At 59.2% G+C, this 25106-nt stretch carries 24 protein-coding genes and 3 pseudogenes; 12 read left to right on the top strand and 15 right to left on the bottom strand.

Annotated elements, in window-relative coordinates:
- The first annotated feature begins 244 nt into the window (after positions 1 to 244).
- The gene (locus RW095_RS01335; RefSeq protein ID WP_317015994.1) at positions 245 to 580 is read left to right on the top strand and encodes a hypothetical protein; all 336 of its coding nucleotides are present in this window, start codon (positions 245 to 247) and stop codon (positions 578 to 580) included.
- A gap of 53 nt (positions 581 to 633) precedes the next feature.
- Entirely contained in the window at positions 634 to 894 is a 261-nt protein-coding gene (locus RW095_RS01330) for a hypothetical protein (protein ID WP_317015993.1), read from the top strand.
- Positions 895 to 999: 105 nt separating this feature from the next.
- Here RW095_RS01330 and RW095_RS01325 read toward each other — a convergent pair whose 3' ends face one another.
- The 4 genes from RW095_RS01325 to RW095_RS01310 all read right to left on the bottom strand — a co-directional run bounded on the left by RW095_RS01325 (position 1000) and on the right by RW095_RS01310 (position 5461).
- Positions 1000 to 1632, bottom strand: a complete 633-nt coding sequence (locus RW095_RS01325) for an H-NS family nucleoid-associated regulatory protein (RefSeq protein WP_317015991.1) — start codon at positions 1630 to 1632, stop codon at positions 1000 to 1002.
- A gap of 88 nt (positions 1633 to 1720) precedes the next feature.
- Complete coding sequence (locus RW095_RS01320; RefSeq protein WP_317015990.1) at positions 1721 to 3124, bottom strand: ATP-binding protein; 1404 nt, start codon at positions 3122 to 3124, stop codon at positions 1721 to 1723.
- The gene (locus RW095_RS01315) at positions 3121 to 3744 is read right to left on the bottom strand and encodes a winged helix-turn-helix domain-containing protein (protein WP_317015989.1); all 624 of its coding nucleotides are present in this window, start codon (positions 3742 to 3744) and stop codon (positions 3121 to 3123) included. Before RW095_RS01315 ends, RW095_RS01320 begins: the two co-directional genes overlap by 4 nt.
- Positions 3745 to 4015: 271 nt before the next feature.
- Complete coding sequence (locus tag RW095_RS01310; protein WP_317015988.1) at positions 4016 to 5461, bottom strand: IS5 family transposase; 1446 nt, start codon at positions 5459 to 5461, stop codon at positions 4016 to 4018.
- A 929-nt stretch (positions 5462 to 6390) separates the two neighbouring features.
- On the opposite strand from RW095_RS01310, the gene RW095_RS01305 reads away from it, so the two are divergent.
- On the top strand, positions 6391 to 6582 hold the full coding sequence (locus RW095_RS01305; protein ID WP_317015987.1) for a hypothetical protein: 192 nt from the start codon (positions 6391 to 6393) through the stop codon (positions 6580 to 6582).
- Positions 6583 to 6616: 34 nt separating this feature from the next.
- On the top strand, positions 6617 to 8644 hold the full coding sequence (locus tag RW095_RS01300; protein ID WP_317015986.1) for a recombinase family protein: 2028 nt from the start codon (positions 6617 to 6619) through the stop codon (positions 8642 to 8644).
- A gap of 27 nt (positions 8645 to 8671) precedes the next feature.
- Here RW095_RS01300 and RW095_RS01295 read toward each other — a convergent pair.
- Positions 8672 to 9717, bottom strand: a pseudogene (locus RW095_RS01295) (IS3 family transposase); the annotation flags it as partial.
- Positions 9718 to 9786: 69 nt separating this feature from the next.
- Between RW095_RS01295 and RW095_RS01290 the strand changes: the two are divergent.
- Positions 9787 to 10119 carry a DUF4148 domain-containing protein gene (locus RW095_RS01290; protein WP_317016682.1) on the top strand — a complete coding sequence of 111 codons (333 nt, stop codon included), beginning with the start codon at positions 9787 to 9789 and terminating at the stop codon, positions 10117 to 10119.
- Between the two features lie 316 nt (positions 10120 to 10435).
- On the opposite strand, the gene RW095_RS01285 is transcribed toward RW095_RS01290, so the two are convergent.
- Positions 10436 to 12118, bottom strand: coding sequence for a phospholipase C (locus RW095_RS01285; RefSeq protein WP_317015985.1), 1683 nt, complete (start codon positions 12116 to 12118; stop codon positions 10436 to 10438).
- A gap of 647 nt (positions 12119 to 12765) precedes the next feature.
- On the opposite strand from RW095_RS01285, the gene hfq reads away from it, so the two are divergent.
- On the top strand, positions 12766 to 13029 hold the full coding sequence (hfq, locus tag RW095_RS01280; RefSeq protein WP_317015984.1) for an RNA chaperone Hfq: 264 nt from the start codon (positions 12766 to 12768) through the stop codon (positions 13027 to 13029).
- A 379-nt stretch (positions 13030 to 13408) separates the two neighbouring features.
- Here hfq and RW095_RS01275 read toward each other — a convergent pair whose 3' ends face one another.
- The 3 genes from RW095_RS01275 to RW095_RS01265 all read right to left on the bottom strand — a co-directional run bounded on the left by RW095_RS01275 (position 13409) and on the right by RW095_RS01265 (position 16483).
- Positions 13409 to 14716 carry a tryptophan leader peptide gene (locus tag RW095_RS01275; RefSeq protein ID WP_317015983.1) on the bottom strand — a complete coding sequence of 436 codons (1308 nt, stop codon included), beginning with the start codon at positions 14714 to 14716 and terminating at the stop codon, positions 13409 to 13411.
- 582 nt (positions 14717 to 15298) lie between these two features.
- The gene (locus RW095_RS01270; protein ID WP_317015981.1) at positions 15299 to 15544 is read right to left on the bottom strand and encodes a hypothetical protein; all 246 of its coding nucleotides are present in this window, start codon (positions 15542 to 15544) and stop codon (positions 15299 to 15301) included.
- A gap of 780 nt (positions 15545 to 16324) precedes the next feature.
- Positions 16325 to 16483, bottom strand: a complete 159-nt coding sequence (locus RW095_RS01265; protein WP_176123458.1) for a hypothetical protein — start codon at positions 16481 to 16483, stop codon at positions 16325 to 16327.
- A 469-nt stretch (positions 16484 to 16952) separates the two neighbouring features.
- On the opposite strand from RW095_RS01265, the gene RW095_RS01260 reads away from it, so the two are divergent.
- The 3 genes from RW095_RS01260 (at position 16953) to RW095_RS01250 (ending at position 18206) form a co-directional block, all read left to right on the top strand.
- Positions 16953 to 17567, top strand: a complete 615-nt coding sequence (locus RW095_RS01260; protein ID WP_317015980.1) for a hypothetical protein — start codon at positions 16953 to 16955, stop codon at positions 17565 to 17567.
- A gap of 91 nt (positions 17568 to 17658) precedes the next feature.
- Complete coding sequence (locus RW095_RS01255; RefSeq protein WP_317015979.1) at positions 17659 to 18036, top strand: alkaline phosphatase family protein; 378 nt, start codon at positions 17659 to 17661, stop codon at positions 18034 to 18036.
- Positions 17997 to 18206, top strand: a complete 210-nt coding sequence (locus RW095_RS01250) for a hypothetical protein (protein WP_317016785.1) — start codon at positions 17997 to 17999, stop codon at positions 18204 to 18206. Before RW095_RS01255 ends, RW095_RS01250 begins: the two co-directional genes overlap by 40 nt.
- Before the next feature lie 139 nt (positions 18207 to 18345).
- On the opposite strand, the pseudogene RW095_RS01245 reads toward RW095_RS01250, so the two are convergent.
- Positions 18346 to 18429 (bottom strand): annotated as a pseudogene (locus tag RW095_RS01245) (ATP-binding protein); the annotation flags it as partial.
- Between the two features lie 65 nt (positions 18430 to 18494).
- Here RW095_RS01245 and RW095_RS01240 point away from each other — a divergent pair.
- Positions 18495 to 19301: an RMD1 family protein gene (locus RW095_RS01240; RefSeq protein ID WP_317015978.1), complete on the top strand. Its 807-nt coding sequence runs from the start codon at positions 18495 to 18497 to the stop codon at positions 19299 to 19301.
- A 286-nt stretch (positions 19302 to 19587) separates the two neighbouring features.
- On the opposite strand, the gene RW095_RS01235 is transcribed toward RW095_RS01240, so the two are convergent.
- From RW095_RS01235 to RW095_RS01215, 5 genes and pseudogenes are all read right to left on the bottom strand, one after another.
- Entirely contained in the window at positions 19588 to 20481 is an 894-nt protein-coding gene (locus RW095_RS01235) for a hypothetical protein (protein ID WP_317016784.1), read from the bottom strand.
- Positions 20393 to 20677 carry a hypothetical protein gene (locus tag RW095_RS01230; RefSeq protein ID WP_317015976.1) on the bottom strand — a complete coding sequence of 95 codons (285 nt, stop codon included), beginning with the start codon at positions 20675 to 20677 and terminating at the stop codon, positions 20393 to 20395. Before RW095_RS01230 ends, RW095_RS01235 begins: the two co-directional genes overlap by 89 nt.
- A 149-nt stretch (positions 20678 to 20826) precedes the next feature.
- On the bottom strand, positions 20827 to 21522 hold the full coding sequence (locus RW095_RS01225) for a glycine zipper 2TM domain-containing protein (protein ID WP_317015974.1): 696 nt from the start codon (positions 21520 to 21522) through the stop codon (positions 20827 to 20829).
- A 653-nt stretch (positions 21523 to 22175) separates the two neighbouring features.
- Positions 22176 to 22382: pseudogene (locus tag RW095_RS01220) on the bottom strand (hypothetical protein); the annotation flags it as partial.
- A 319-nt stretch (positions 22383 to 22701) separates the two neighbouring features.
- The gene (locus tag RW095_RS01215; protein WP_317015973.1) at positions 22702 to 23532 is read right to left on the bottom strand and encodes a CHAD domain-containing protein; all 831 of its coding nucleotides are present in this window, start codon (positions 23530 to 23532) and stop codon (positions 22702 to 22704) included.
- A 153-nt stretch (positions 23533 to 23685) separates the two neighbouring features.
- Here RW095_RS01215 and RW095_RS01210 point away from each other — a divergent pair, with 153 nt between their 5' ends.
- Complete coding sequence (locus tag RW095_RS01210; protein ID WP_317015971.1) at positions 23686 to 24348, top strand: ParB/Srx family N-terminal domain-containing protein; 663 nt, start codon at positions 23686 to 23688, stop codon at positions 24346 to 24348.
- The gene (locus RW095_RS01205) at positions 24341 to 24604 is read left to right on the top strand and encodes a hypothetical protein (RefSeq protein ID WP_317015970.1); all 264 of its coding nucleotides are present in this window, start codon (positions 24341 to 24343) and stop codon (positions 24602 to 24604) included. Before RW095_RS01210 ends, RW095_RS01205 begins: the two co-directional genes overlap by 8 nt.
- The last annotated feature ends 502 nt before the right edge of the window (positions 24605 to 25106 follow it).

Here is a 25106-nt window from a genome sequence, read left to right as displayed (position 1 = left end):
ATATCGGCAACTACGTCGCAAACTTGAGCGCACTGGAGGCCTGTTTCTGAGCGTTGGGCTCCTGGATTTCAACTACTACGCCGCGCAACTGCAGGTCCTGACGAGGTACTGCGAGCGGTGCGCGGACGCTGGTAATGCCATGTTACCAATCTCGCACCGCCGTTTCACATGTGTCCAATTTCGCCTCCTACACTCCGAGCCGTAGTCACTGACATCGCACTCGAATGTGCGGGGAGTAGGGAAAATGAATACAAAAATCGTTGGAGTTGCATTCGGTCTTGCCGCGTTGGCAGCGTCTACCGCCGCGTCCGCGCATGTCGACATTGGCGTAGGCATCGGTATTCCGGTCGGAGTCTATGCGCCGGCAGAGCCAATGTACGCACCGCCGCCTCCCGTGGCCTATGCTCCGCCGCCTCCAGCCGTATACGGTCCGCCGGCAGTCGCCGTGGCGTACGGCGGCGACGACGACTGGCGAGCTCGCGAATGGCGCGAACGTCGCGAGTGGCGTGAACGTGAATGGCGCCGCCAGGAACGGCGTGAGCACGAGTGGCGCGAGCATCGTGATTGGCGCGGGTATTGAAACGACGTCGAACATCGCCATATCCGAAAAATACAACCTCTAAGTATCTCTGAATGAAAGCTAGCCCGATAAGAATCGCCTTGATTGCAACGACGCTGGCCTTCGCGACGGCAGGCACGGCAAACGCCGCAGGCTGTCTCAAGGGAGCCGTGGTGGGCGGAGTCGCAGGACACTACGTGGGGCACCACGCTGTAGTTGGCGCGGTCGGTGGCTGCGTGGTCGGCAGGCATCTGGCGAAGCAGCACGCTCAACAGCAAGCCGAGCAGCATGCACAACAGCAAACCGCTCAACGTCAGGCAACACAGCCACAATAGGACTTCGTCGCCGTGGAGTGCCCGGTGGACCGGCAACTCTCTGGTTCCACCGTGCACCCGCCAATTACGTTGAGGACGTAATCTCGGCGCCAGACTCGACTGGGGTCACCGGAGGGGCACGGCCACGCTCTTGCGCTGCGCTTTTTTCGCCGGCACCTTCGCGCTCACGGACTTCTTGGCAACAGCCTTCTTCACCGCCGGAGCCTTCTTGACCACCGGCTTCTTGTCGGCCGCAGTAGCGCCGTCAATCAAAAAGCGACTGCGGTCCTTGGCGTTAGCAATCCACGCCGGAGCCCGTCCGCGCCCACTCCACGTCGCGCCTGTCTTGAGGTCACGATAGAGCGCCGGCTGCGGGCCCCGGACATAGTTTCCGGCCCTCGCTGACTTCTTGGCAGCAGGAGCGGAAGACACTGCGCTACCTTGCACCAAAAACTTCGAGCGGTCCTTAGCGCTGGCAATCCAGCCCGGCGCGCGGCCATGGCCCGACCATGTCGCGCCCGTCTTCGGGTCGCGGTACTTTGCGGCCGAAGCCGACGACTTGGCAGCGGCCTTAGCGCCCGGCTTTGGTCCACGTTTCTTGCCACCAACATGCGCGTCAATATCCGCAGCGGTAAGTCCGTGTTCCGCCATCAAGCCGCGAATCTTCTCGATAACAGCGCTCGATTTTTTCGCGAGCAGCGCATCGGCTTGCGCCTGCAGTCGCTGGATTTTTGCTTGCAAGGATTCCAGTGTTGTCATTGCCGTTTCCGCAGTTGAGAGATGCGGCACTATGCCATGTTGACGAGGGGGCCGGCTAGCATGGCAAGTCACGCGTGTTACGCGAAAGTCAGGTGCGCGTGCGTCCGTCTGGCTCGCGATGCGCATTTGATGACCTCGCTACGGCTGGAGCGTCCGCAGGAGCACGACGCAGTCCGCATATAGAGACCTTCAATCCTTGGCCATCCGTTCGGTTACGCAAAGAAAACCTCGCGTGGTGCTTAGCCGCCACCTTTGCTGCGATGGCCAATCCGAGTCCGCTGCCCTGTCCAGTCGTGTTTCCTGCACGATAGAAGCGGTCCAAAACGCGCTCAAGGTCGGCCGGCGGTATCCCTGGTCCGTTGTCGATAACCTCCAGCGTCACATCAACGTCGCTCACGCAAAGTCGGACATCGACCTGGCCGCCGGGAAGGGTATACCGGATGGCGTTGTCGACCAGATTGGTAACCATCGTCGCCAGTGATGTGTCGTCCCCAACTACGACGATTGGACTGTTCGACCCCGCCAGACCAGCGCAGTCCAGACCCAGGTCGATACCTTTATGTTCCGCCATCACCGAGAGGTCGCTGACAACCTGCGTGGCCACACGACGAATGTCGGCATTCCCCGCGCGCACTCTCGCCTCCGCATCCTCGCGCGCGAGCGTCAGCAACTGCTGGACGAGATGGATTGCGCGGTTCACCCTGTCTTCCAGTTTCCGCAACAGGTCCTCGTCACCGAGCTGCGCGCGGTGCCGTCGCGCCACCTGAATCTGGAGCTTCAGCGCCGTTAGAGGAGTTCGAAGTTCATGTGCCGCGTCGGCAACGAAGACGCGCTGTGCATATAGTGCTTTATCGAGACGTATCAACAGGTCATTCAATGCCTCAACCAGCGGCTCGATTTCGGTCGGTACGGCGTTAGCCATACCGATGGGTGCCAACGTTTCAATCGAACGGGCTGCCAGCGACCTGGAGATGATGGTTAGAGGCCTCAGCGCCCGCTTCACAACGAGCAAGACGAGGGCAATTTCGAGCGGCAATATAGCCAGCAAAGGCCAGAGCGTCCTTGAGGCCTGTTTCAGGGCAGCCTCGTCACGGACCGACCGGGGTTGCCCAACCTGAATGAAACGGGAAGACTGCTGTAACCCGAAAACACGATAGTGACGCTCGCCCACTTCGATGGACTGAAATCCCGCGTGCAGGCGCGGCAGTTTGGCGCTCGGCATAGACTCGTAGGTCAGATGGTTGGCCGCGTCCCAAACCTGGATGGCAACACGGTCCTCTTGTAATCCCTCAAAGTCGCCAGACGCTCTACTCGCCAGTTCCGTATCGGCCACCGACTGCGGCAGAGAAATGGCGACCGAGCGCAGTTCATAGTCAAACAGCTCGTTCGCCTCTCCGAGCGCGCTACGAAAGATGCCATATCCCGCAAGACTGCTCATTGCACCGAGCACCAGAATCAGGCCAACGAGCAGCTGTGTACGCACTGACCTCATGCTGTGCTGGCAAGCCGATAGCCGATGCCTCGAACTGTCACAATCTGTTCGGCACCCAGCTTTTTCCTGAGATTGTGGATGTGCACTTCGATGGTATTGCTCTCTACCTCCTCGTTCCAACCGTAGAGTTTCTCCTCCAGTTCCGCTTTGCTATAAACCTTGCCCGGCTCTTCCATAAGCGCCCGCAAGAGACTGAACTCGCGGGCGACGAGCGTGACAGGCGCGCCGCGAACCGTTACCTCGTGCGAAACCTCGTTTAGCGTGAGCGCACCGTGAACGAATACAGGCCGAGATTGTCCGACCCGACGCCGAAGCAGCGCGCGCACCCGTGCGGCGAGCTCATTCAAATCGAACGGCTTTACCAGATAGTCATCTGCGCCCGCGTCAAGCCCAGAGATTCGGTCGGTCACCGCATCCTGCGCAGTCATGATGAGGACGGCCAGACCGTCCTGTTTGGGCAATCCCAAGTCCAGCAGGACCAGGTCGTACACGTCATTTCCAAGCGCGAGTTCACCTTCTCGCCCGTCTCGCGCCCAGTCCACTGCATGACCAAGCCCTCGCAATGCTTCGAGTACACTCTCGGCAATCATGATGTCGTCTTCAACGAGTAGTAGGCGCATGCGTGGTGTCCTCAACGACAGAGTGTGCGGTACTTCAGCTTTATGCTTCATGATGCATGACATAAGTGGGGACTGCGCACGTATGCCGTCGGCCGACATTCCGGGGGTGAAACAGCCGGCGAAAGAAGTGCCTCACCGGCGTCAAGAGTGAGTATCTAGTCGGTCCTGAAAAATTCAGTTTGCGCTTCAGCGCGACTTCATGGGGCCAATGAGGCCACAGTCTCCGTCTGCGCGGCGAGGCAGTGGAACGCCTGGATGTCAACGAAGGGAATCAGTGCCTTTGCAGACCGTTCCAGCAAGCCGGTGCTGGCGTGAGCGTGACAGTGACGAGCCACTGCAGCGTCGCGAGGATAAAAAATACGGGAGCCAGGCCCAGACGGACGATTGCGCGCAGCAACCATCGCAGGTTGTACCCCGCAGCACACAGTACCGCGTGTAGCGCATCGCCGGCCTTCCCTTTAAGCCAGCAACGCCGCATGCCGTGATCATGCTTCACATGGCCGATGATCGGTTCGATCGCCTGCCGCCGTTTTAGCCAGCGTCGCTGCGTGCCCGTCAGGCTCCTGTGTTTGCCGCGATGAATCAGTTTTACTGACGATACCTCGTCATCGACCCCACGAAACCCGAGATCGACCAGCACGGTCTTCGGTTGCGGCGTACCGGGCAGATCCTGCAACAGGATGGTGCTCTGTTCAAGTTGTTCTGCCAGCGTGTGGCCGTCGTATGGGTTGCCCGCGAACGTGCGCGCGCCAACGATCAGCCCTTGTTTTTCCGTGATCGCAAGGCTTACCTTGACGCCGAACTCGTAGGGCTGGCGCGCCTTGCCTTTACCGATGCACTCGACTTCGGGCGCGTGCAGGGCGTAAAGCTTGTTTTTGTCCTTTGGACGTTGGCGACAAATGCGCCACGCCCGCTCCAGCCACACGCGCAGTTGTGCCTTCCGTTCATCTGAGGCTCCAGACAGCTTGCGTTCGATGTCGCGCAGTAGCCGTCCCAATACGGTGCGCTGACGTTTGAGTACACGCCGCACTCGCCTGAACTGCTTCGCATGCGCATAGCCGCCCGCGCGGCGACGCAGCCGTTTGCCTTCACGTTCGTACGTCTGCTTCAATACAAGACCAGCGCGTTGCGCAAGTTGCACGAGTCTGGCCCGCGCCACCTCCAGCAGACGGCTGTCAGTCGGATACGCAATGGCCTTCTCCTGGACCGTCGTATCAACAATCACGCGCTCGAATTCGGCCGGCTTCACCGCCTTCATCTGCACCGCCGCCGCGATCGTCGTCGCGAGCAGCTCCTCGACACCGACTTCGCCCAGCTGCTGCCGGAAACGCACCAGATTGGTCGGGTCGCATGGCAGATGTGGCTGAAAGTACTCCTCACCACAGAAGAACTGGAAGTACACGTCCTGCGCCCAGCGCTCGCACACCGACTCATCGCTCTCGTTATAAGTGTGCTTCAAATACAGCAGCCCGACCATCAGCCGCACTGGCAGGCGCGGACGTCCGGCCGCACTGACGCCACCGGCCAGTTCCTGAGAACTCACACCAAACAGGTCCACCGCTTCGCTTAACCGGCCATCGCGTGAGCGCCGCTCAAACAGGGGCGCGAGCCTCGCTTCGATGGCAGCCCACGGCATCCTCGTGGCCAGCACCGCAAGTGGGTGGCGCAGATCAATCATCGCGTCCAGACGGCTACGAAAAAAATCCGGTGTGCTCATCGGCCAAAACTCCCAGAATTTTTATCTCTTCGATAATCTTCCTGGGAGCCAGGTTATCCGAAAACCAACTGCTACGCCAGGCCAGACGGTGCTTCACAGGTTTTTTCAGATCCGACTATCTATCGCCTGTTGGTCCGCCGTCGTGCAATTCCCGTGCAGACCGGACGTCAACGCATCAATCCGGTTAGCAGCAGTTGATGCATCTCGTCCTCCATCGTGCCGTGCCTGTAATCACATATTGCCAATTCCAGCTTAAGGCATGCTGACGGGGAAGCCAGACGAGGGGGACAAAGGCTTGGTGACGTACACGACTAGCAATTCGTTTGGCTTGCATAATGTCCGCTTAAGCATGTGTACCTTAACCTGCATTTACCGGTCGAACAGGGTTGTTCGCAACGGAAATCACTGTGGAGGTACCAATCATGAAATCACTTAGAGGTGGCCCCGTTCGTTCGGACAGTTTTTCGATTTTTAAGTGGAACGCTGGGTGGTCACGCTGCCAATTTAATCGCGGGCAGCATCGCGAAGTAAGCTTCATCCGGGGTCTTGTTCGATAGACTTGAATGAGGCCTTTGCTGGTTGTACAAGCCGTCAACACAACGCCCATATCACCGAGTCAAGGGAAGTTCTCTATCGCTGGCACCCGTGGTACGGGCACACGGTATGGATTTTCACCACGATAGAGAGGAAGAACGCCGAGTCAGTGCTGCGCTGTGCGCGAGAGCCGTTCGATACAGCGGGCTTGTTGGAGGTCCCGCAATGGATGTTCGATCCCGTTGCCTGCTGTCGCATTACTGCGGCAACGTCTCCCGCCGTCAGCTGTGAAGCGTTGAGAGAACTGAAGCACCTCCTGGCGCAGGCGCCTGCTGCCGGGCAGCGCGGTATGGTACAAGCCGAGCACCATCCCTTGCTCCGTACAGGAGGTGCTGATGCGACGCCAGACCAGCCCGCAACCGGGCGCTCAACTCGACCTGTTTCATCCTTTTCCGGAGACGCCACAATGGACGCACCTGCCGCAGGAGGTCCGGCAGGAGGCGGTGCGTCTGCTGGCGCAACTGCTGCGGCAACACCGTCGCGGGCTGTTCGCCGTCGTACACGAGCCGGAGGTGCGTGATGAGTGACAAGATTCGGGCACAGCATCTGACGCGAAAGGCCATGCTGTACGTGCGCCAGTCGTCGGCTTACCAGGTCAGCCACAATCTGGAGAGCCAGAAGCTGCAGTATGCGATGCAGGATCGTCTGCATCAATTGGGCTGGAACGAGATCGAAGTGATCGACGAGGATCTGGGGCGCTCCGCGGCCGGAACGCAAACGCGCACGGGCTTCGAACGGATGGTGGCAGAGGTCTGTCTTGGGCACGTCGGCGCAGTTGCCGCTCGCGAGGTTTCGCGATTCGCGCGCAACAGTCGCGAGTGGCAGCAACTGGTTGAGGTGTGCCGCATCGTCGACACGGTGCTCATTGATCAGGAGACCGTGTACGCGCCACGGCAGAGCAACGATCGCTTACTGCTCGGCTTGAAGGGCAGCCTGAACGAATACGAGCTGGATCTGTTGCGTCAGCGTTCGCTGGAAGCCCGGCGGGAGAAGGCCAAACGCGGCGAACTCGTCGTCGCGGCACCAGTGGGTTACTGCAAGACCGAAGACCAGCGCCTGGAGAAGGATCCGGATCTACGCGTGCAGGACGCCATCCGCTTAGTATTCCGCCAGTTCGGCGCGATTGGTTCGGTGCGTCAGACGTTGTTATGGTTCCTGGAGCATGGGCTCCAGCTACCAGCCTGTACGCCACGCGGCGAACTCAGCTGGAAACGGCCCAGCTACGGCACCGTGTACCGGATCTTGACCAACCCCATCTACGGTGGTGCGTATGCCTATGGCAAGACCGAATGTGCGATCGATTACAAGGCCGGGGAACCGCGCAAACGCGATCGCCGCAAACCGCGAGATCAGTGGCTTGCGCTCATTCCCAATGCCCACGACGGGTACATTGATTGGGATGAATTCGAACGGATCCAGCGCGCGATCAGTGGCAACCTGCATCTGCCCGGACACCCGGGCGCCCCGAAGAACGGTGAGGCCCTGCTGGCGGGACTGTTGCGGTGCCGGCGCTGTGCGAACAAGCTGACGCTACACTACACGGGTAACAGGCACGACGCCTTGCGCTATAGCTGTCAACGCGGCTGGCTGGACAAGGGGCGACCGCGTTGTATTGCGTTCGGTGGCGCACGCGCGGACGCAGCCATTGCCGAGGCGGTCTTGCAGGTTGTTCAACCGGCAGCAATTGAGGCAGCAATCGTGGCACGCGACGACGAGACCCGGAAGCAGGATGAAGTGCTGGCCGCGCTGCAGCGGGATCTGCAGGCGGCACGCTACGCCGCGCAACGCGCGCAGAAACAGTACGACGCTGCTGACCCCGAGAACCGGCTTGTCGCCGACGAACTGGAGAGGCGCTGGAATGATGCGCTACTTCGCGTAGATGAACTGGAATCGCGTATTGAACAACAGTCGCGCACATCTGGCGAGATACCGCCTGCTCAGCCCGAGGAGTTTGCTGATCTTGCCGCAGCGCTGGAATCGATCTGGCCGCAGGCCGATGCCCGTCTGAAGAAGCGCATTGTGCGCACGCTGATCCACGAAGTCGTCGTCGACGTTGACAACGTAACGAGCGAAATTGTGCTCGTCATCCACTGGATGGGCGGAGTGCATACCGAGATTCGCGTGCCACGGCGGCGTCGCGGAGAGAACACCACGCATACGTCACGTGAAGCGATTGATGCCGTACGTCAGCTTGTCCGGATCTTTCCGGATCTGTTGATTGCCGGCGTGCTCAATCGCAATGACCTGCGAACCGGTCGGGGTAACTTCTGGACCCAGGAGCGAGTTACCGCCTTGCGCAGCCACCATCAGATCCCTGTCTATTCGAGCGAGCGGCGCGCAACCGAAGGATGGATGACGTTGACCGAGGCAGCCGCGTTCGTTGGTGTGAGCCCCAGCACGCTCAGGCTTGCAGTTGATCGCAACGAGATCCCTGCCGAACATCCGTTACCCAACGGGCCCTGGATCTTCAATCGCGATTCATTGAGCGGGGACGCAGTTATCGAACTCGTCGCGCGCGCTCGTGCACGGCGCCCACACCCCACAATACCAACGGCACAACAGGGCTCTCTAGATTTATCAACGACATAGCGAGGTTGGGCAGTATGAAACACACTTGTACCACGTCAGGTAATTAGCGATGGACTTCCGTGCCTGGCCGACGGACTCATAGGCGTTCAAATATATCTCTTCGTACTTCACGCTGCGCCACAGCCGTTCGATAAAAACGTTGTCCCGCCAACTTCCCTTGCCATCCATCGACAAGGCGATTCCGCGCGAGAGGACCGCGTCGGTGAAGACGGTACTGGTGAATTGGCTGCCTTGATCGGTGTTGACGATCTCAGGCAATCCATATTTCGCGAATGCTTCTTCAAGCGCTGCCACCGCATGTTCAGCTTCCATCGTGATCGCGACTCGGTGCGCTAAAACACGGCGGCTGGCCCAATCGATCACAGCAGTGAGATACACGAAGCCGTGTGCCATAGGCACGTATGTTGTGTCCAATGCGTACACCTGGTTGCTACGCTCGACCTTCCGATTGCGCAGCAGGTATGGCCAGATCTTGTGAGCCAGATGTTTGCGGCTCAAGTTCGGCTTGCGATATAGCGCTTCGATGCCCATTTTGCGCATCAACGTGCCGACGTGCTTGCGTCCGACCACTATGCCCTCTCGCTTGAGCAGGCGCATCAACATGCGCGCGCCGGCAAACGGGTGCTCCAGGTGCAACTCGTCGATGCGGCGCATGAGCGCCAGATCCGCGGCACTGACCGGGCTCGGCGCGTAGTACGCACTGGATCGGCTGATGCCGACCAGCTTGACCTGCCGGGAAACCGGCAGGGGGTGAGCACGATCAATCATTTCTTTGCGCTCAGCAGGCCTGCCTTGCCGAGCGCGCCGGACAAAAAATCATTCTCCGGCGCCAATTGGCCGATCTTCGCGTGCAACGTCTTCAGGTCCACCGGCGGCTCATTGACGGGCGCGCCCGCCGCGCCGAACACATCGGCCGCTCGTTCTTGCAACTGCCGCTTCCATTCTGTGATCTGGTTCGGATGAACCTCAAACTGCTGCGCCAATTCTGCCAGCGTACGCTCGCCGCGTACGGCTGCCAGTGCCACCTTCGCCTTGAACGCCGCTGAGTGCGTGCGCCGGGTTCTCTTCGTCATCGTCTGGTTTCCTTTGTAGGCATTATGCCCATTTCAGAACCCAGCGATTCCACCTAACCGACTGTCCAGATCTCCGGGGCCACCTCTCTTCAAGCGGTCGTTATAGTTGTCGCGCTGGCCACACCGCTGTCCTCTTTCGCCCAGCAGTCGAACGAGCCGGTCAGCCGGGCGCAGGTGCGGGCCGAAGTCGTGCAGTTAGAAAAGGCCGGCTACAATCCGGCAAAACGCGACGAAGCTCGCTATCCCGCTGACATCCAGGCAGCTGAAGCACGAGTCGCGGCAGGAAACCCTTCGGCGCAAGCCAATGCGCAAGGAGTCGGTGGAGTGCCCAGCGGAGCGGTGCAGTCGGGGCAGCGCACTTCGGTCGCTGCCCGCACAAACACACTGTTTGCACATCACTGAAGCTGTGGACCGGCTCGCCGATTGATGTCTGCGGCGCCGCACCGACGAACGGCGCAATGCCAGCTCATCGCCAGCATGAGCACCCAGCGCGTCGCGCGGCGTCGGCTTTTCGCCACGCTGCCTCGCGAGATGCAAAACTAGCCTCGGTCGGGTCTGGTCTTGAAGCAGGCGGGTCTTCGCCAGGCCAGCCAGTCGGACAGGCATCGAGCCACTGCCCGGGGCAGTCCGGAAAGAAAATTGTCGCCATCCCTCAAAGGTTGATTACACCACCTATTGTCCCCCTCTCCTCACGTCAACTCGGATGTAAATCGCGGGATTAGATAGGGGGTACCGACGGAACCACCACGCCCCGATTCGGGTCAACGAACACGGGCGGGTTGTTGCCGCCGCCGTTGAAGTTGAACATGCCCATGATGCTGCCAGCCGTCGCATCGAAAGAACTGCCGCCGATACGCTGGCTGCCCAGCCAGTTGTCCTCGATGAAGCGGACAACAGATGCCTGGCTAATCGGGGTGTGGTCAACGTAGTTAACCTTGGCCCAAGGCGAAATCAGGATGAACGGGATACGGGTACCAGGGCCGCATCGGCCGTTAACCGGTGCGCCGTTGAGCCCGGCCGGAGCCGTTCCCGTACCGCATTTGCCAGTACCGTTCAATTGGTCCGCCTGCGCGTCGAACGACGAACGGGTCGGCGTTGCATACGCATGGTCGTACCAGCCGTCCGAATCGTCCCACGTGACGATGACTGCCGTGCTCTTCCAGTCAGGCTGCTGCTGCAGGAAGTTGACCACCTTGGCCGTAAAGGCCTGTTCGTCTAGCGGGTCCGAATAGCCAGCATGGCCGTCCTGGAACGCTGGTGCCTTGATGAAGCTCACCGATGGGTAGTTCCCCGCCTTCACAGCAGCGAAGAAATCGTCAGAGTCATACTGGTGATTTGCCGGGTCAATCGTCTTGCCATCGGACTGCAGCGTGTAGCCGATGGCTGCCGTCGCGCTGGGACGCAAATGCTTCGGATTCGACGTCGATGCGTAGTACTGGAACCAGTTGTGGTGCGGGATGTAATCGGCTGTTATGCGTCCGACCGCTGGCGTCACCGTGCTGCGTTTGCACCCGGTAGTACCGTTGCTGTTAGTCGTCGAGAGGTTGAAGCCGCCCATGAAGCCACCCCAGGTTATGTTCCTGGCGCTTAGCAGGTCACCGATATTTCTGCCCGACATCAAAATCTGGTCGGTGGCGCTCGAGCAAAGGTCGTTCGCCGGGTCGGCGTCATTGATGAGCGTGACGCCACCCTGGCCGTCGTTGACGTAGTACGAGTCCGGAGCCGTCGTCAGACTGAACGGCTGATGGCTGGTCTTGACCAGTTGCACGCCGTTAGTCTGGCCAGAGACAACCTCCAGAGCACCCGGCGTCGATGGACCGAACGTGTCCGTGTAAGCGTTGTCGCTCATAGCAAAGTGCTGAGCGTAATTCCACATTGCAGTGACGGTGTTGCCGTCGTAGTAGCCCATCACCTGGCCAGTCGTGCCGAAGGCGCCGGGGCCTCTGCGTGACCCTTTACCAGCGTACAACGGGAACAGGTCGGCCGCGCCATTGTTATAGGCCTGCTGCTCCGCAGTATAGGCGTGGTCCTGGTCGGCCCTGGCAGCCTGTGCGCGGTCCAGCCGGAATGGATTCACTGCACCCGCACCGTTTCGCATATTGATGAAGTTTGGATTGTTATTCAGCAGTGTGCCGCTCAGACCATTGACCGCCGGAGTGCCCAATGCAGCCGTGAAGACGGGTTCGCCTGCCGGGTTCGTCGCATTCGGGTAGGTCGCAAAGTAGTGGTCGAAAGAGACGTTCTCGTTATAAATCACAACGAGGTGCTTGATGGGCGTCGACGTCGGTAGCTGATTCTGCGGTGAAACCGCGGTCAATGCATGGCTTGCATCGACCCACGCATTCAGGGAGACGCCTAGAGCGATGCCCGCTACGCCTTGCAGGAGGTTTCTGGAAAGCATAAGGTAATTTCGAACCGCTTCATCAGCTTAACGGTGTACGGGTGTCTTGCGCTACAGGGTCGCTCTGCGAGCCTTCGGGGTAAGAACAAGACAGTCGCCTTGGAGGAAGTGCCAGGCGGCTGGGCCCGACAACCCAGGGTACATGGCACACAGACGTGGCAACCCCCAGCAATCTGTCGAATTCATCGTTTTGTCAAGCCCGCGGAAGAGGCGTTGCTGCGAATACAAATTTCGCGCACCGATTCTTCCACCCTCGTCACTGTATAACAATGAAGGTTTGCACTACGCGCATGAAACGGGTTTTGCTGCTGGTATCGCGTTGACGTCCCCGGTCGTGCAAGCTGCATCCAAGGACACAGCTGCCCCACAAAGCGGTTCGAAAACACCGTCCGCAGTCGCCGCTGAATTCAAAAGGAATCTGGCGCAGCTTCAGAAGATGGCCATGGAACGGGCCTGGGAATGATGGGTGGTGCTGGGCCCTCCGTACTGCCATGCGGGGCTCATTCGCAATGAGCGGAGAAATCAGAGAGGGTCGCGTCCGTTTGGTACAACTTAACACCGCGGAGTGGCAGTAATACACTTCATCTGGACCGCTGCGGGTCTGGTATTGCCGCTACAATGAAACACCTCTCGCCGGGACCAATAACATGGCTGCATTGCCGGACGTACAAGAAATTTTTTTGCGGGTGCTCATAGACGACAAGGCCGCCGTAAACGTGTTCCTTGTGAACGGCATCAGGCTGAGCGGTCAACTGGCCGCCTTTGACCGATTTGCGGTTGTGTTGGAGTCTGCCTCAGGTTCACAACTTGTTTTCAAACATGCCATCTCGACCGTGCTGCCTGTCAATGGAAGGGACTTGGCACGCGGTTCCGGCGCGGCGGTGAGTCGGGACAAGCCGAACAACTTGTGAGTTCGCGTCCGATGAAACTGTCATGACATGCTGTGCTTACGCTTGACCTGCGCATAGCCAGGCGACGTCCACGTCAAGAACTTCAGACAGGCGTGCACAGTCCGTACTTGTCGAAACAATAACGCCGGCGCGCCAAAGGGCCACGTCCTATTCCGGTACGCTGAGCGACCTTGCCACCCGACTCGAAGTAACCAGCGACGAGGCGAGCGTCGCGCTTGTTACAACGGCCTGATGTTGGCCGCCTGCTTGCCCTCGGCCCCTGCTTCACTGTCGGGCTCTTGGTGCGATTGACCAGTCGGACACGGTATGCGGCGGAAAGGAAAAGGCGTCGAGACGACGGCTTCCTGCAACTATGGAATTAGCCTTGCAGAGGGCGACGTCAGGCCGGCGCCTGCCCAGAGGCGCTGTGAAGAATGCGAAGCTTGTCGCCGAAATCGGGAATATCGTGACCGCCCGCGCGCAACTCGTCGACAAGCCGGTGCGCGGCTGCACGACATTGGGCAAACGTCTCATGCAGTCGTGGTTCGGCCTGCAGGCAGGTCATCACCTTTTCCAGTTCAGACGGGGACTCGCTCAACAGGGCAGGAACGACCTCGTCTGGCGGTATCAGAGACCCGTGACTTAGAAGCTGTGCAGTCCAGTCGCACCCGTACAGAAGCGCGCGTCGCTCGGTCCTTTGCGCTTCTTGCTGCTCAAGGGCGGCAAGACTGTGCCGGTTCTTGTGAATCGAAGCTCGCCAGGTCGCGAGGATGTCGGTGCGCAGGCTTCCAATGGCGTCGCCGAGTGGTGCGTTCTGCCCGCCAGCCACGAGGCGACGTTCATCGAGTCTGTCGACCTGGTCACGATATCCTTCGAGGAAGGACTGCCAGTTCAACGGCAGTTCAGCCGTCTGGGAGAACGTGCGGCTCACCTCGCTAAGCTCGTTCCTGACGTCCTGAAGGGCTTGCGTGTCGGCAAGACGGGCCTCATAGACCTCGTGAGCCGTCACCATCTGGCGATGCAGGGGAAACAGCGGATTGCTGTAGCGTCGTTGCAGGTGCCGCTCGATAGCGCCTGGATGAGCGCTCCATTTCCAGTTGGGCAGTGATTTTGCGTCGAAGTCGACTGCAGCTATCATCGGTCGGAACACCGCCAGCGCCTCCTCGGTTGCATGGCGAAAACAGTCCGCCAGCTTGTACTCGTTCCCTTGCAGATTGGCACCCTCGTTACCGGCAAAAGGCGATTCGGGGGCGAGACGTAGGAAGCCTGCGGCCAGGAAAAACTCCATCGGAACTTCCACGGACAGGCCCTCCTGCAGGAAGGTGCGCTGTTCAGAGGAAATCGCCTCGACAGAATGCGCCAGGCGGTTTTCGAGCTCGAGGAGCGCATCAATATTGTCGCCCGACGACGGCTGCGCTACCTCGGCGAGCAGGCAGAACGACTCGCGTACCATTCGTGCCGCAATAGTGCCGTGCTTCTCGGCAAAGAGCCAGAACCACAGGGCAAGCTGATATCCCCGGACTCCGTTACGTACGAGCGGTTCGACGTCTTGCGTGAATGTGATGCCAGGCGCGGCCCAGCCTGCGAAGGGTGCGGCGTCGCTGCCGAGGTACATGCCCAGAAGCTGCTGTATCGACTGATGCGTATCGCTGGGCCAGATTTGCGTCTCATCGTGTCGCTTCTCGGTTTTCCAGAGCTTCCAGGCCATCCTGAACCTCGCAAAGGTGTGCGGTGTGCGCTTGCAAATACTTGCACACTCGACCGAGGCCGTAAACCGGCTGCTGCCCTTGTCTTCCGAGGTGGCTTCAAGGGGGCGTCGGGGCGTGAGCGAGGTTTGAAGTCCAAACGGGCGCGCGATGTCGCCCGGCGCGCCAGTGATTGATGAACGGCCGACAAAAGTAAGCTTTGTTCGGCCCGCTGTGGGCCCAAGCTAGGGCAAGCGTGTTGGCCCGAGGGTGGTGTTGACCAGGTCGCACCTGGCATTTTTACCTGTTGCGCAGCCTTGTCGTCGTGGCCGAAAGTTACCCGGCGCTGGACGCAGGGCGGCGTATGAAAAGCGCTGACTGCTCTTAACGTTTATCGATTGTCTCTTGTCGTGTTTGCCATGGAACATGCGAATGGGTACCTGTGCCTGACGCCGCCTGCTGCCAACTGCCTCTGATGAAAAACTCCCAACGGGTAACGCGGGGTCGTAACCAACTATCCTGATTGGCGTCCGTGCATGTCAATCACCAGTCTACCCGGTAGTCACATCCCTTTTCAGTTCTGGCTACTTCTCAACGCGTCGCGCTCAAGCTGTTCTCACGCGCAAGTTCGTCGTTGCGTCCGCCTCGGGCACCGCAGGATTGTCCGGGAAAACGTCGAAGAGGCCCTTGCCGACAATTTCTTCCCGAACCGTTAACGTCTCTTCGAGATACATGTCACTGACGCCTGCAATCGTAAAAGCAGCGTCGGGTTTCAAAATCAACAGCGGGGTGGGTACCGATTCGAAGAGGAGGCGGAAGTCCTTATCCGGTACCGTATTCTGACTGTCCATAGCGTACGGGTTTGACGAAGGCCCATCGTCGAGTCGAGGACTGGAACCCCCCTTGGGGACTATCAAAGCACCTACGATGCACGAGATGCCGCTGCGAATAAACTGAGCGTCCAGCTCACAATGTCCAAACGTGTAGCAACCGCTACGCCGAGCAGGGGCCGCCAGCGTCTTTGACGACGGCGTGACAGTCGCTTGACCGAACGACCCTACCGTCGAGTCCGTTCCCCATTTCGACGCCGCGGCCATGGCAGTGATGAGGGGCGACCCCGACTATCTTACACGTCGTCGTGCCGCTGAACCCGCGACTCGACTATGGAACGGTGAAGTCGCTTTCGCAGGCCTTCGTCCGATATCTTGCGAAGACGATTCCGGAACGCATTTCGGCGGTTTCTGGCCCCTCGAATGGTGTTCTCGACCTCCTTCTGGCCGACCGCAATGTTGAATCATTGCGGACCGAGGCATCCATTTGCGAGTCCCCGGTAAAGAATGGGACCCTGTCTGCCGGCGATGGAGTCGGAGTTTCAGCGGGGTAAATACCAAGCGGGCGCCGTACGCGGAGTCGCACAGGTCACGGTACTGCTCAAGAAGCACTTCCCAGCGCATAGGCCCACCACGAGAAGACTTGCCGAGCTCTCCTGTCGTCATGTAGCTCGATGCACCACGTTCATCTTCGCGCATCACCAGCAACGCGATTCACCGGCATCGTTGTTTCCTCCTCTCCGGAAGAAGATGGCGAGCTTCGTCACCAAATGGAAACGCCCCAATTCAGGGGCGTCCATCTCACGCTTTCGATTTGTTCTTGGGTCGCTGCTTGGTCATTTGGGGGCTTTTTTCGCCCTGAGCCTTTCCGGCACCCTTCGCCGGCGAGGCTACCTTCTTCTTGCTCGACATCTCGGCTTCAGCCCCGTGAGCAGGCGAGGCCTTTTTGGGCGATGGCATGATGTCCTCCGTATGTGTCGTGTCGCAATGGCACCTTTTCACAATAGGTGGCGTACTGGCGAGAATCAAGGGTCGAAAGCAATGTAACCAGCAGACGCTTGAAAAAGCCGCCGGGACTTCAAGGCCATCTGGAGCGGCACGCCCGCCCGATTGTCACTACGAACTTCCGGACCGGACCGTCGCGCGGCGGACCGCCCAACAGGGTGACGGCCGCCTGCTCAATGTGACGCTCGCACGTTGCCGCCGTTCGTCGGTTTTCTTAAGCTGCGGACGATGATGGTGCATCGCACCGCGAGCTATCCCATTCGCACATGCGCCCTCATCTTGCGGTATCTGCCCCAACCTTCTATAAAGTGTCGGAACGATAGCGTTCCTTTGCTCTGTTCAGGTCGTATGCGTCACGTCGGCTGGAGGCATCCATGCCCTTTCTCTCATCAAGTCAGCGGCCATCTCGATAGCTATCGTACTCGTGCTATCCGCACCCACTTACGCCGCTTCCCCGCTGGGTTATATCGGTGACGCGACGAACGCCATATACGCGCTAAATGAAAATTCTAGCCCTGAAGAGGTGGCAAAGGCCTATGCGCAGGGATGCAATGCGCTCAAACGCCTGAGTAGCGACGAGTCCTTCAAGAATGCGTTGTACGCAAAGTCTAAAAAGAGCGGCGGCGAACAACGCGAGGCGCTTCAGGCAGCGCGCTCGTTCGCGGGAAGCTTCGTCGACTCAGAAGCCACCGCACTGAAAGAGATTGGCGTTAGCAACGAAGCTGCCGGGCAGATTCTCAATAGAGCCAAAGACTTTCGGAATGACATTACCGAGAAGCCCGACCCGAAACTCATTGAGAGGGATATCAGTCAGACGCGTGATGTGGTCTGCAAAGCCAGCGCGGAGGCCTCATCATCGTTGCAAGACACGAAAACCAGAAATAGGTGGGGTTTGATAGCACTCGGTTTTGGCGGGCTGGCACTCATAGCGGCCGACGCCGGTTCGGAGGTGCCATCAGGCGGCTTTAGTACCGCGTCCTTCGGGCTAGGCGTAGGGATGGTAGGAACCTTCTTGAGTAAAACCATGAAGGAGTGGTGAGACGGCAGTCGCCGTCCGGGGCACGTTTCCGCCTTAATCCCTATTTCACGAGACGGGGTTTGCCGCGACCTATGTCGACCACTCCGACGTCGTGCCAGACGCCTTCTGCGCGTTCACACGGGACCAACTCCCAGTGCTGGATTTCCTGGCCAGCCAGTTCGGGGTGTGCGACAACTGGTTTGCTTCAATGCCGGGCTTGACGTGGCCAAATCGGTTTTTTGCCGTCGCCGGAACCTCGTCTGGACTCGACCACTCGCCAAGCGACGCGCAGGTCGTGGGAGCCATCTTCTCCAACGCGCCGCTCTTCACGTTCCCGAACGGCACGGTTTTCTCAAAGCTACAAGCGTCGGACTGCTTATCGTGCAGGGCGACGTTGCGCAAGCGCGGGGCATCCATGGGATGCAAAACCTCCTTAACCGGTTTGTCGGGATGGATACGCTCATCTCTCGGCTCGCCAGCAACTCATTGACCGGGAAGTTCATCTTCATTGAACCCACTTACGACGCGAGGAACGACTTCCGGAACGGCAATTCGATGCATCCCGCCGGGGATGTTCGCAGCGGAGAAGCACTGGTCATGCAGGTGTACGACGCTATCAGCACGTCAAGCATCTGGCTGTTGATTTGCGCCGCGAACTGACCCACTTTTTGCATCTAGAATTGACCCACCCCTGATGCTCAGAAACATCATTCCGGTGCGTCGATTTCCTCCTCTTTTTGTCACGTTTGGGTGAGCTTTTATGGGTTGCAGCCCGCGAAGCGGGCTGCCCCGCCGTGCTGTTTTTAAAGCGCCAGGAATCGTTACCTGTTTCCACTATATGGCAGTGGTATGTGAGTCGGTCAAGCAGCGCAGTTGTCAAACGCATACCGCAGCATTGGGTTCACACCTATACTTTCGATGACTTCAACGAATTGAAGTGCGTACCCAATGTCGAATCTCGCCATCAGTTCGCTTCCGCAGGTACAGGCTCGTGCACATCTCATCGCCGACCGGATTGACCTCAAGAACTTCAAAATCACGGATTCACTCGCCACCACGCCTCTGACCGTAACGGTAGGGGGGGCTGACGGCATCGCCGTTCTTTTCAGGTACGGCGTCGTCGTGCTTTTTGGTGTGTCGCTTGGTGATGAACAACGGTTTCTCTCCTCGTTAGGTCAGTTGCTGTACAACGCCTACGGGCGACCTCAGCTCGAAGAAATCGCCATCCAGAGCGGCAAGACGAACGTTGCGGTGCAAGGCGGTGCAGTCTGGCTCGATGCGCTGACGTTGGAAAAGGCTCAAGTGATAGCGGACAGCCTCAGCAAAAGCCTTGTGCTGTCGATGTACGAAGACAAGACCGCGAGCGAGTTCGATAGCATCATTCCGCTGGCATCGGAACTGGCGAGAACGGGAAAGGTGAGCGCGGACGCCAAAACGCTACTCTCAAAAATTGGCGGGATGCTCCTAATCGAACACCGCATGGTCGGCCGGGCTGAAATCGGCGACAAGCCGGAGACCCTTTGGGAACACCCGGAACTCGGCGGCCTCTATGCACTATTGGAGGACGAATACGAACTGCACGAGCGACAAGCCGCGCTTGAACGCAAGCTGCAGCTAATTTCGGGAACTGCGCAAACCCTGGCCGAAATCGCGGAAACCAAACACGTTCACCGCCTCGAATGGTATGTCATAGGGCTTATTGCCCTTGAAATCGTGATTGGTTTGGCGGACCTGGCGCATAAATTCCTTTTCTGAGTGCTTTTGCCTGGCTGGCCGTCGTGCTGCCCGCAGAACCCTTGCGCCCTGCAAATGCGAAGACGTCCGAACCTCGCTGGCACTCGCAATTGAGATTAACCCGGCATACCTGATTGACGAGCGGGTCGACCAACGCACCAATCTGCGCCGGGTATTCATGCCGCGGTTTGACGCTACCAAAAAGTGCCCGACGGTCAGGGCTACCAGTCCGCGGTGTGGAATGGCAGCGCGCCGTCCATCCAATCGGTGTTGGCCGCATGCCATGCCGATGATGAGGTGCGTCAATTCAGCGCTTCTTCTTAACGCGACTTCTCCGGTAATTGGTGGTTATCCCGAGCTTTTTGTTCCGGTGGATGACGAACGCGCTAAGTGGAATAGCGATAAGGATGAGCAATATCAACGCGGCGGCCAGCCTCCTTTCGCGGCGCGCGTCGTACGCGCTGGACGCGGATGAAATAACCCGCGGTGAGAGCGTGTTACTTGCGGCCGGTTGCAGCAGCGCGGCGCTCGCCTGAGTGCCTTGGCGCGTCAGAGAGGCTCCGTATGTTGTTGATGCTGCGGCTGCAGAAACATTCGGCTCTTCAGGAGGAACAACGCCTGCACCGGATGTCGGTCCAACGGAAGCCAAGTTGGGTGCGGCAGCCATACCCGGAGCGGCCGCAGCGGCAGTTTTCGCTTCCACGGGCTCAGCTTTCGTTTTCCATTGCACGGGGACCGTGCCAATGCAGCACACGTCGGTATTCGCGTTCCGGACGTGCCGCCGTTGAGCGAGTTGCCGGGGTGATAGGTTACCGCTGCTGAGAAGTGCCTGTTGCTGAGCGAAGTTACCGTTGTACTCGTCGTTCACAATGGCATGGTTACAGATGACGCGCTCAGCTGGTCGGCGGGTTGCCGCGCATTCAATGCCACTGGCCGATGCTCCGGTCCAAGCGAGGACTGCCATGTACAGCAGCAGTTCCAGGCACTGCCTCGAACGCAATAGCCTTCGGCCGGATTCTGTATCGCGACGCTGTGCATGCTGGTGACCCGGCCAATGACAGGCGACAGCAGGGCATGACCGGGCGGCTACGCTACGAGCAAGCAGTGAAAAATCAGTCGTCATCTTCGCGACGATGGTGTTCCCATCCGCGGTGCCGGCCGTGGTCATGCCATCGGCGCTCGTCGCCGTAGTCGCCTTCATAGTGGTATCCGTAGCCATAGACCGGAGCCGGTGCGTAGACCACTCGGGGCGGCGCCTCGTACACGACCGGGGGTGGCGCGACATACACCGGACCAGGAACCCCCAGAAAAACGCCGATGTCCGCGTGAGCGAAAGCCCCGCTGGACGCACAGGCAGCAGAAAATCCCACCGCGAGAATAAGGGTTGCGTGCTTCATGACTTCTCCAGTCCTGCCCGTTTCTGACGGATGCCAGACAACGACGAACGACGCAGATTGTAGGGGGGCCAAGCCACAGCAGGTAAGGCCGTATTGTCAATGCTGTAACCGGCAGTAACCGCAAAAGTCCCGCCGGTTTTGCAGCCTGATTACGACGCGCTCAGGGAGTCGCCTGATACGTGAACGCGCTCACCAACCTGGACCGGCGGCTGCGTTGAGTAATTGAAATTCCGGTAGCTGCCGTCCTGCATTCGGACCTGCACCTGGTAGCTCGTCGCCTTGCGCACAGCGTGCTCGATGCCATTGCCCGCGAGCCCGCCGCCGACGGCGCCGGCAATCGTGGTCAGGATGCGACCACGCCCCCCACCGACCTGATTTCCCAACAGCCCGCCAGCGACGGCTCCGCCTACCGCTCCGAGACCCGTAGTGGGTTCTGATTCCTGAACCGTATTGACGGCGACTACTTCGCCGGCGTTCGGGTCAACGGCGATTGGCCTCGGTGTGGATGTCACCGTGGATTGATATGCGTCGCTGTTCGCATACCTCGCACCCTGCTCGACCGGCACCTTGGGGTGGTGATGGACGCGCGGCTGCGCGGGCGCTTCCTCCCGGGTCACCCGTTGCTCTGCGTTGGGCTGCGGTGAAGCAACCGGCGCGCTGGCGATTTGTGCCGCGACCGGCATAGCTTTCGTCGAAGGCGCCGTTACAGCGCGGGACGTCGGAAGAAGGCCCGTCATCGCCGCGATACCCGTAGCGCTGGCCAGGATGACGGCTACGGCAGCACCTGCAACCAGCGGATGGATACGGCTGCGTTGCGGTGAACTGGAAGTCAGGTTGGTGCTCATGTCGCGCTCCGTTGAGTGTGTCAGCAAGAACGCCGCAGCCGACAGAACGGTGCACCGGGTCACCGTGAGAGTTGTAAGCAGTTGTAGTGCGCTACGGAGGGTGCAAGGAGAAGCCTGCTCAGGCCCAGTCCGGCAGAAGCGTCAAGGACAGCCTCGCGTCGGGTCGCGTTCTTCTTTAAGGTCAGGAGACTACGCCGGAACGTTGTTTCCCCTCAGCGCGGACGCGACAGCATCGGCAACGTCCATGGCATGCAGAAAAAAGGACCCGTACGTGCTGTCGGGTCCCAAAAGGGATGGCTGTTGCCTGAGGTCAATGGCGGCAACGCTGTGCCGTCTTGACCCGACGGCGGTGACCATCCGCTGGACGTGGGAAACGAACGCTACTCACCGGCCCGTACGAACCAGGCACTTTTTGGACATGAGCACGGCAACCGAGACGAGCCAACCCGCGACGGGCGCAAGCGGAAATGGCCTCAGTACGTTCGAGGAGTTCAGGATACACGCGCATTCTTAGCGCGCGCTTAGCCAGCAATCAGCGGCTGCGATGGACAGATGTGATGACCGCCAGTCCGCTGAGGCGAATTGAGAAGTCCAGTCTAAATGACGGGACTGCGGCCATGCGGCGGTGCTGCCAGTGACTGTGGTAGTCGTTAGGTGTACGCCAGCGCGGAACTCAGCATCGCACCGGCGTGCGTCGACAGATGGAGGCCGTCGGCGACAAGCGCCAACGACCCGAACATGCTCCCGCCGAAAATTTCAACAAGCATCATCGTGCTGCACAGCGCAATCACCACCCAGGTCTTGCGCTCGTTGCTTTCGTGAGCGACTTGACGACACGGACCGATGCGCGATGCCAGCAATCCAAAAAAAAACTGGCGATAATCCTTCCGTCCTGCTGGCACGAGCTTGTCGGACGATGCGGCAGGACGAGGCATAACTTGGCATTCTGATGCAGGGGCATTGGTGAAGAGGTCTTTAATTCTCCTTCAAAGGAAGGAGCTTTTTTGTCTATGAAGCGCTAAGTCTGACGAGCTCTTTTATGCACTCAACCAACCGCCGTCGTGTCGACGAACCCTTGGCGACGCGGACCAATGCGTCACACTGGGCGCCGGTCGAATTCCTTCAATCAAAGATAACGCGCCAACCTTGTGCGTTGCGCTAATTGCAGCAATATCTGCGCTAAAGCAGCTTCGACGCTGCCTTGATTCGGCGTTTCTGTTTTTTCTTTAGAGCACGCAGGGCCGCTTTCGTGCCGACGCCATCGGGCAGCGACGCACGATGTGTGTTGAGAAGGTCGCGGCTCGCGACGACATCATTTAGCTCGCCAAAACGCTTTTGTAGCTGCTTCAAATTTTTAAGACCGTGGCGCTGCTGCTTTTTTAGCAAGGGCTCGAAGAACTCGATAAGGTATCTTACTTTTTTTCCTGCTTTGCGTACGTCGTGGTAAGAGCTGTAGTCGGAGCCGCCCGCTTTCGACGCGTGGTGCATCCGCTTCTTTAGTTGGTCCTGTGCCGCCTTCACTCTTTTCTGCACGAACTTCGTGAGCGGCGTTCGCCCAGAGGAGGTGCTCAACTCCCGGTTGGCCTCGCTTACTGCGTCGCGCAGGGTCCTGTCAAGATGGGAGTTTCTTAGAGTTTCGGCGCTTTTCTCGGCCGTCTCATTCCGGTGTTTTCTGAATGCGCCCAACAAAGTCTCGTCGCCGTCGTTTTCGACAAGCTCAATCAGTATGTCCCAGTCGCGTGTGTTGCCCGCCGCACTCGCAAGAGACTTGAAGAGGTCACGCTGCTCATTGTCATATTTCGCATCCAGAATCGGCCGATAGGCCCAAAGCAGAGTTCGCATCCGACGCAGGGCTACGCGAAGCTTGTGTAGTTTCTCGGCGTCGGCGTCGTTCCGAAGAGCCGCTGCCTCTTCGATGGCCTCAGTGACCACGGGGTTGGCATAGGTGGCGAAGTTCGCCTCCGCCAGCGCCTCCGCGCCGCGCGTCTGGGTGCCGTCGTCTGTTGTCATGGTCGTTTCCTCGCCTTGCAGATACGCGGAATGCGGCAAGAACCGTACCCTCCCATGGATGGCTTGCCGACCCGTAGGCGCGGCGCTTGCTCGTCAGGATTTGCGGCGCTTGCGCCATGTCCGGTTCGTGCGTCGTCACTTTCGGAGCCGCGTATGCATGAGCAATCGGAATCGGGAAGCGGCACAGCGGCTGACGACACTAACTCGCCACGCTGGGTCCCGTGGGCCCTGCTGCGACCCACGCAGGGGGCAATCGGCTACGTTCAGGTACGGGCCAAGGCGGCGAGCTATCTTGAGCTTAAGCCTGAAGCGAGACGTGCGTTCGCCGAGGAACAGGCCATCGCGGTGGTTCATGGGCCGTCGGGGTCGCTCCACGTAATTGACCATCATCATTGGGCACGCGCATGGTTTGACATGGGCCTGCCGGAAGCGCCGGTTCGCATCAGGGACGATTTCCGCGGCTTCACGGAAGAGCAATTTGTGAAGACCATGTCAGAGCGAGGCTGGCTGCACCCCTTCGATGAACACGGGCGGAGATATCCGCTCTCTGACTTGCCTGAGTCTGTTGAAGCAATCCCCAATGACCCCTTCCAGAGCCTTGCTGCATTTGTAAGAAGAGCAGGCGTTTTTGCAAATCCGGGTGAATTCAATGCGAAATTCGGGTGGGCAGATTTCTTGAGAGGGCATGTTGCCCTGCGCCCGGCGACGGTGGATGGATTCGCACTCATGCTTGCGGAAGCGTTCGCAGCCTCCCGGCTACCCGAGGCGAGTCAGCTTCCCGGGTTCATACCAACCTCGGGTCACGAGCATGACTAAACGTTATATTCTGGAAGTCTGTTTTGAGGATGAGGCCTTGCTCGACCTCCCTGGTGACGCAACCTACACGCTAGCGGCGTTCACCGGCGAAACCGACATGCAGGTCAGCGTGTTTGAGACACTCGATGAGAATCTCGCCGCCGAATGGACGCGCATACTTGACGCCGAAGACAGGGCCTATGTCGCGCGGGTGATGGATGGGAACAACGTCATTTCCCAGCAATGTACGCGCAATCCCGGTTGGCGCCCAACGTAGAAGCGCCCGGACGTACGGACTGATTGAGACGCGGTTTTGCAGCGAGTATGTGTCTGTTTCGTAGGACTGTCCTGTCGATGCGATTTTTTGTATGGCTGATGGCGCTTCACACGTTGGTCGCGGTCCCCTGTCGCAGCAGGCCAAACACCGTGACCAGAAAGAGATAACGCGTGCCGGTCAGCACGCATCGGAGCTGTGACGGCGACTAGAAAACCAGCGGTTGGCCGCGGCGCGCACTCACGCGCGTTGCCGCCTCAACGTCTATTCTCAAATCGACGGCGCGTCTAGTCTGAGGCGTTAATGCATCAACAGCGATACTCTCTCGGTTGCGCCGGGCGGCGCGGTGTTAAAGAACAGCCGGCGGCTCGGTATGTGTTCGTCTCACCGGAACAGCTTGCTGACATATGTGCATGGCTGAGCGAAGGCATGCCTGGAGCGTTGGTCGACGAGCTTGAACTGATAGAACTGCAACCTCCATTTCCCCGGCTTGACCACTTTGAGC

This window comes from Paraburkholderia kirstenboschensis, from assembly GCF_032806925.1.
GTDB classification, from domain to species: domain Bacteria; phylum Pseudomonadota; class Gammaproteobacteria; order Burkholderiales; family Burkholderiaceae; genus Paraburkholderia; species Paraburkholderia kirstenboschensis.
This window is presented reverse-complemented; position numbering and strand designations above follow the sequence as displayed.

Bases quoted from the DNA above. Each gene is read 5' to 3' on its own strand.
- RW095_RS01285 (WP_317015985.1), bottom strand. From the start codon at position 12,118: ATGCTTTCCAGAAACCTCCTGCAAGGCGTAGCGGGCATCGCTCTAGGC.
- RW095_RS01230 (WP_317015976.1), bottom strand. From the start codon at position 20,677: ATGAAGCACGCAACCCTTATTCTCGCGGTGGGATTTTCTGCTGCCTGT.
- RW095_RS01225 (WP_317015974.1), bottom strand. From the start codon at position 21,522: ATGAGCACCAACCTGACTTCCAGTTCACCGCAACGCAGCCGTATCCAT.
- RW095_RS01270 (WP_317015981.1), bottom strand. From the start codon at position 15,544: ATGGACAGTCAGAATACGGTACCGGATAAGGACTTCCGCCTCCTCTTC.
- RW095_RS01215 (WP_317015973.1), bottom strand. From the start codon at position 23,532: ATGACAACAGACGACGGCACCCAGACGCGCGGCGCGGAGGCGCTGGCG.
- RW095_RS01235 (WP_317016784.1), bottom strand. From the start codon at position 20,481: ATGAAGGCGACTACGGCGACGAGCGCCGATGGCATGACCACGGCCGGC.
- RW095_RS01205 (WP_317015970.1), top strand. From the start codon at position 24,341: ATGACTAAACGTTATATTCTGGAAGTCTGTTTTGAGGATGAGGCCTTG.
- RW095_RS01210 (WP_317015971.1), top strand. From the start codon at position 23,686: ATGCATGAGCAATCGGAATCGGGAAGCGGCACAGCGGCTGACGACACT.
- RW095_RS01315 (WP_317015989.1), bottom strand. From the start codon at position 3,744: ATGCGCCTACTACTCGTTGAAGACGACATCATGATTGCCGAGAGTGTA.
- RW095_RS01250 (WP_317016785.1), top strand. From the start codon at position 17,997: ATGGATACGCTCATCTCTCGGCTCGCCAGCAACTCATTGACCGGGAAG.
- RW095_RS01240 (WP_317015978.1), top strand. From the start codon at position 18,495: ATGTCGAATCTCGCCATCAGTTCGCTTCCGCAGGTACAGGCTCGTGCA.
- RW095_RS01320 (WP_317015990.1), bottom strand. From the start codon at position 3,124: ATGAGGTCAGTGCGTACACAGCTGCTCGTTGGCCTGATTCTGGTGCTC.
- RW095_RS01335 (WP_317015994.1), top strand. From the start codon at position 245: ATGAATACAAAAATCGTTGGAGTTGCATTCGGTCTTGCCGCGTTGGCA.
- RW095_RS01265 (WP_176123458.1), bottom strand. From the start codon at position 16,483: ATGCCATCGCCCAAAAAGGCCTCGCCTGCTCACGGGGCTGAAGCCGAG.
- hfq (WP_317015984.1), top strand. From the start codon at position 12,766: ATGGCTGCATTGCCGGACGTACAAGAAATTTTTTTGCGGGTGCTCATA.
- RW095_RS01325 (WP_317015991.1), bottom strand. From the start codon at position 1,632: ATGACAACACTGGAATCCTTGCAAGCAAAAATCCAGCGACTGCAGGCG.
- RW095_RS01275 (WP_317015983.1), bottom strand. From the start codon at position 14,716: ATGGCCTGGAAGCTCTGGAAAACCGAGAAGCGACACGATGAGACGCAA.
- RW095_RS01300 (WP_317015986.1), top strand. From the start codon at position 6,617: ATGCTGTACGTGCGCCAGTCGTCGGCTTACCAGGTCAGCCACAATCTG.
- RW095_RS01330 (WP_317015993.1), top strand. From the start codon at position 634: ATGAAAGCTAGCCCGATAAGAATCGCCTTGATTGCAACGACGCTGGCC.
- RW095_RS01305 (WP_317015987.1), top strand. From the start codon at position 6,391: ATGCGACGCCAGACCAGCCCGCAACCGGGCGCTCAACTCGACCTGTTT.
- RW095_RS01310 (WP_317015988.1), bottom strand. From the start codon at position 5,461: ATGAGCACACCGGATTTTTTTCGTAGCCGTCTGGACGCGATGATTGAT.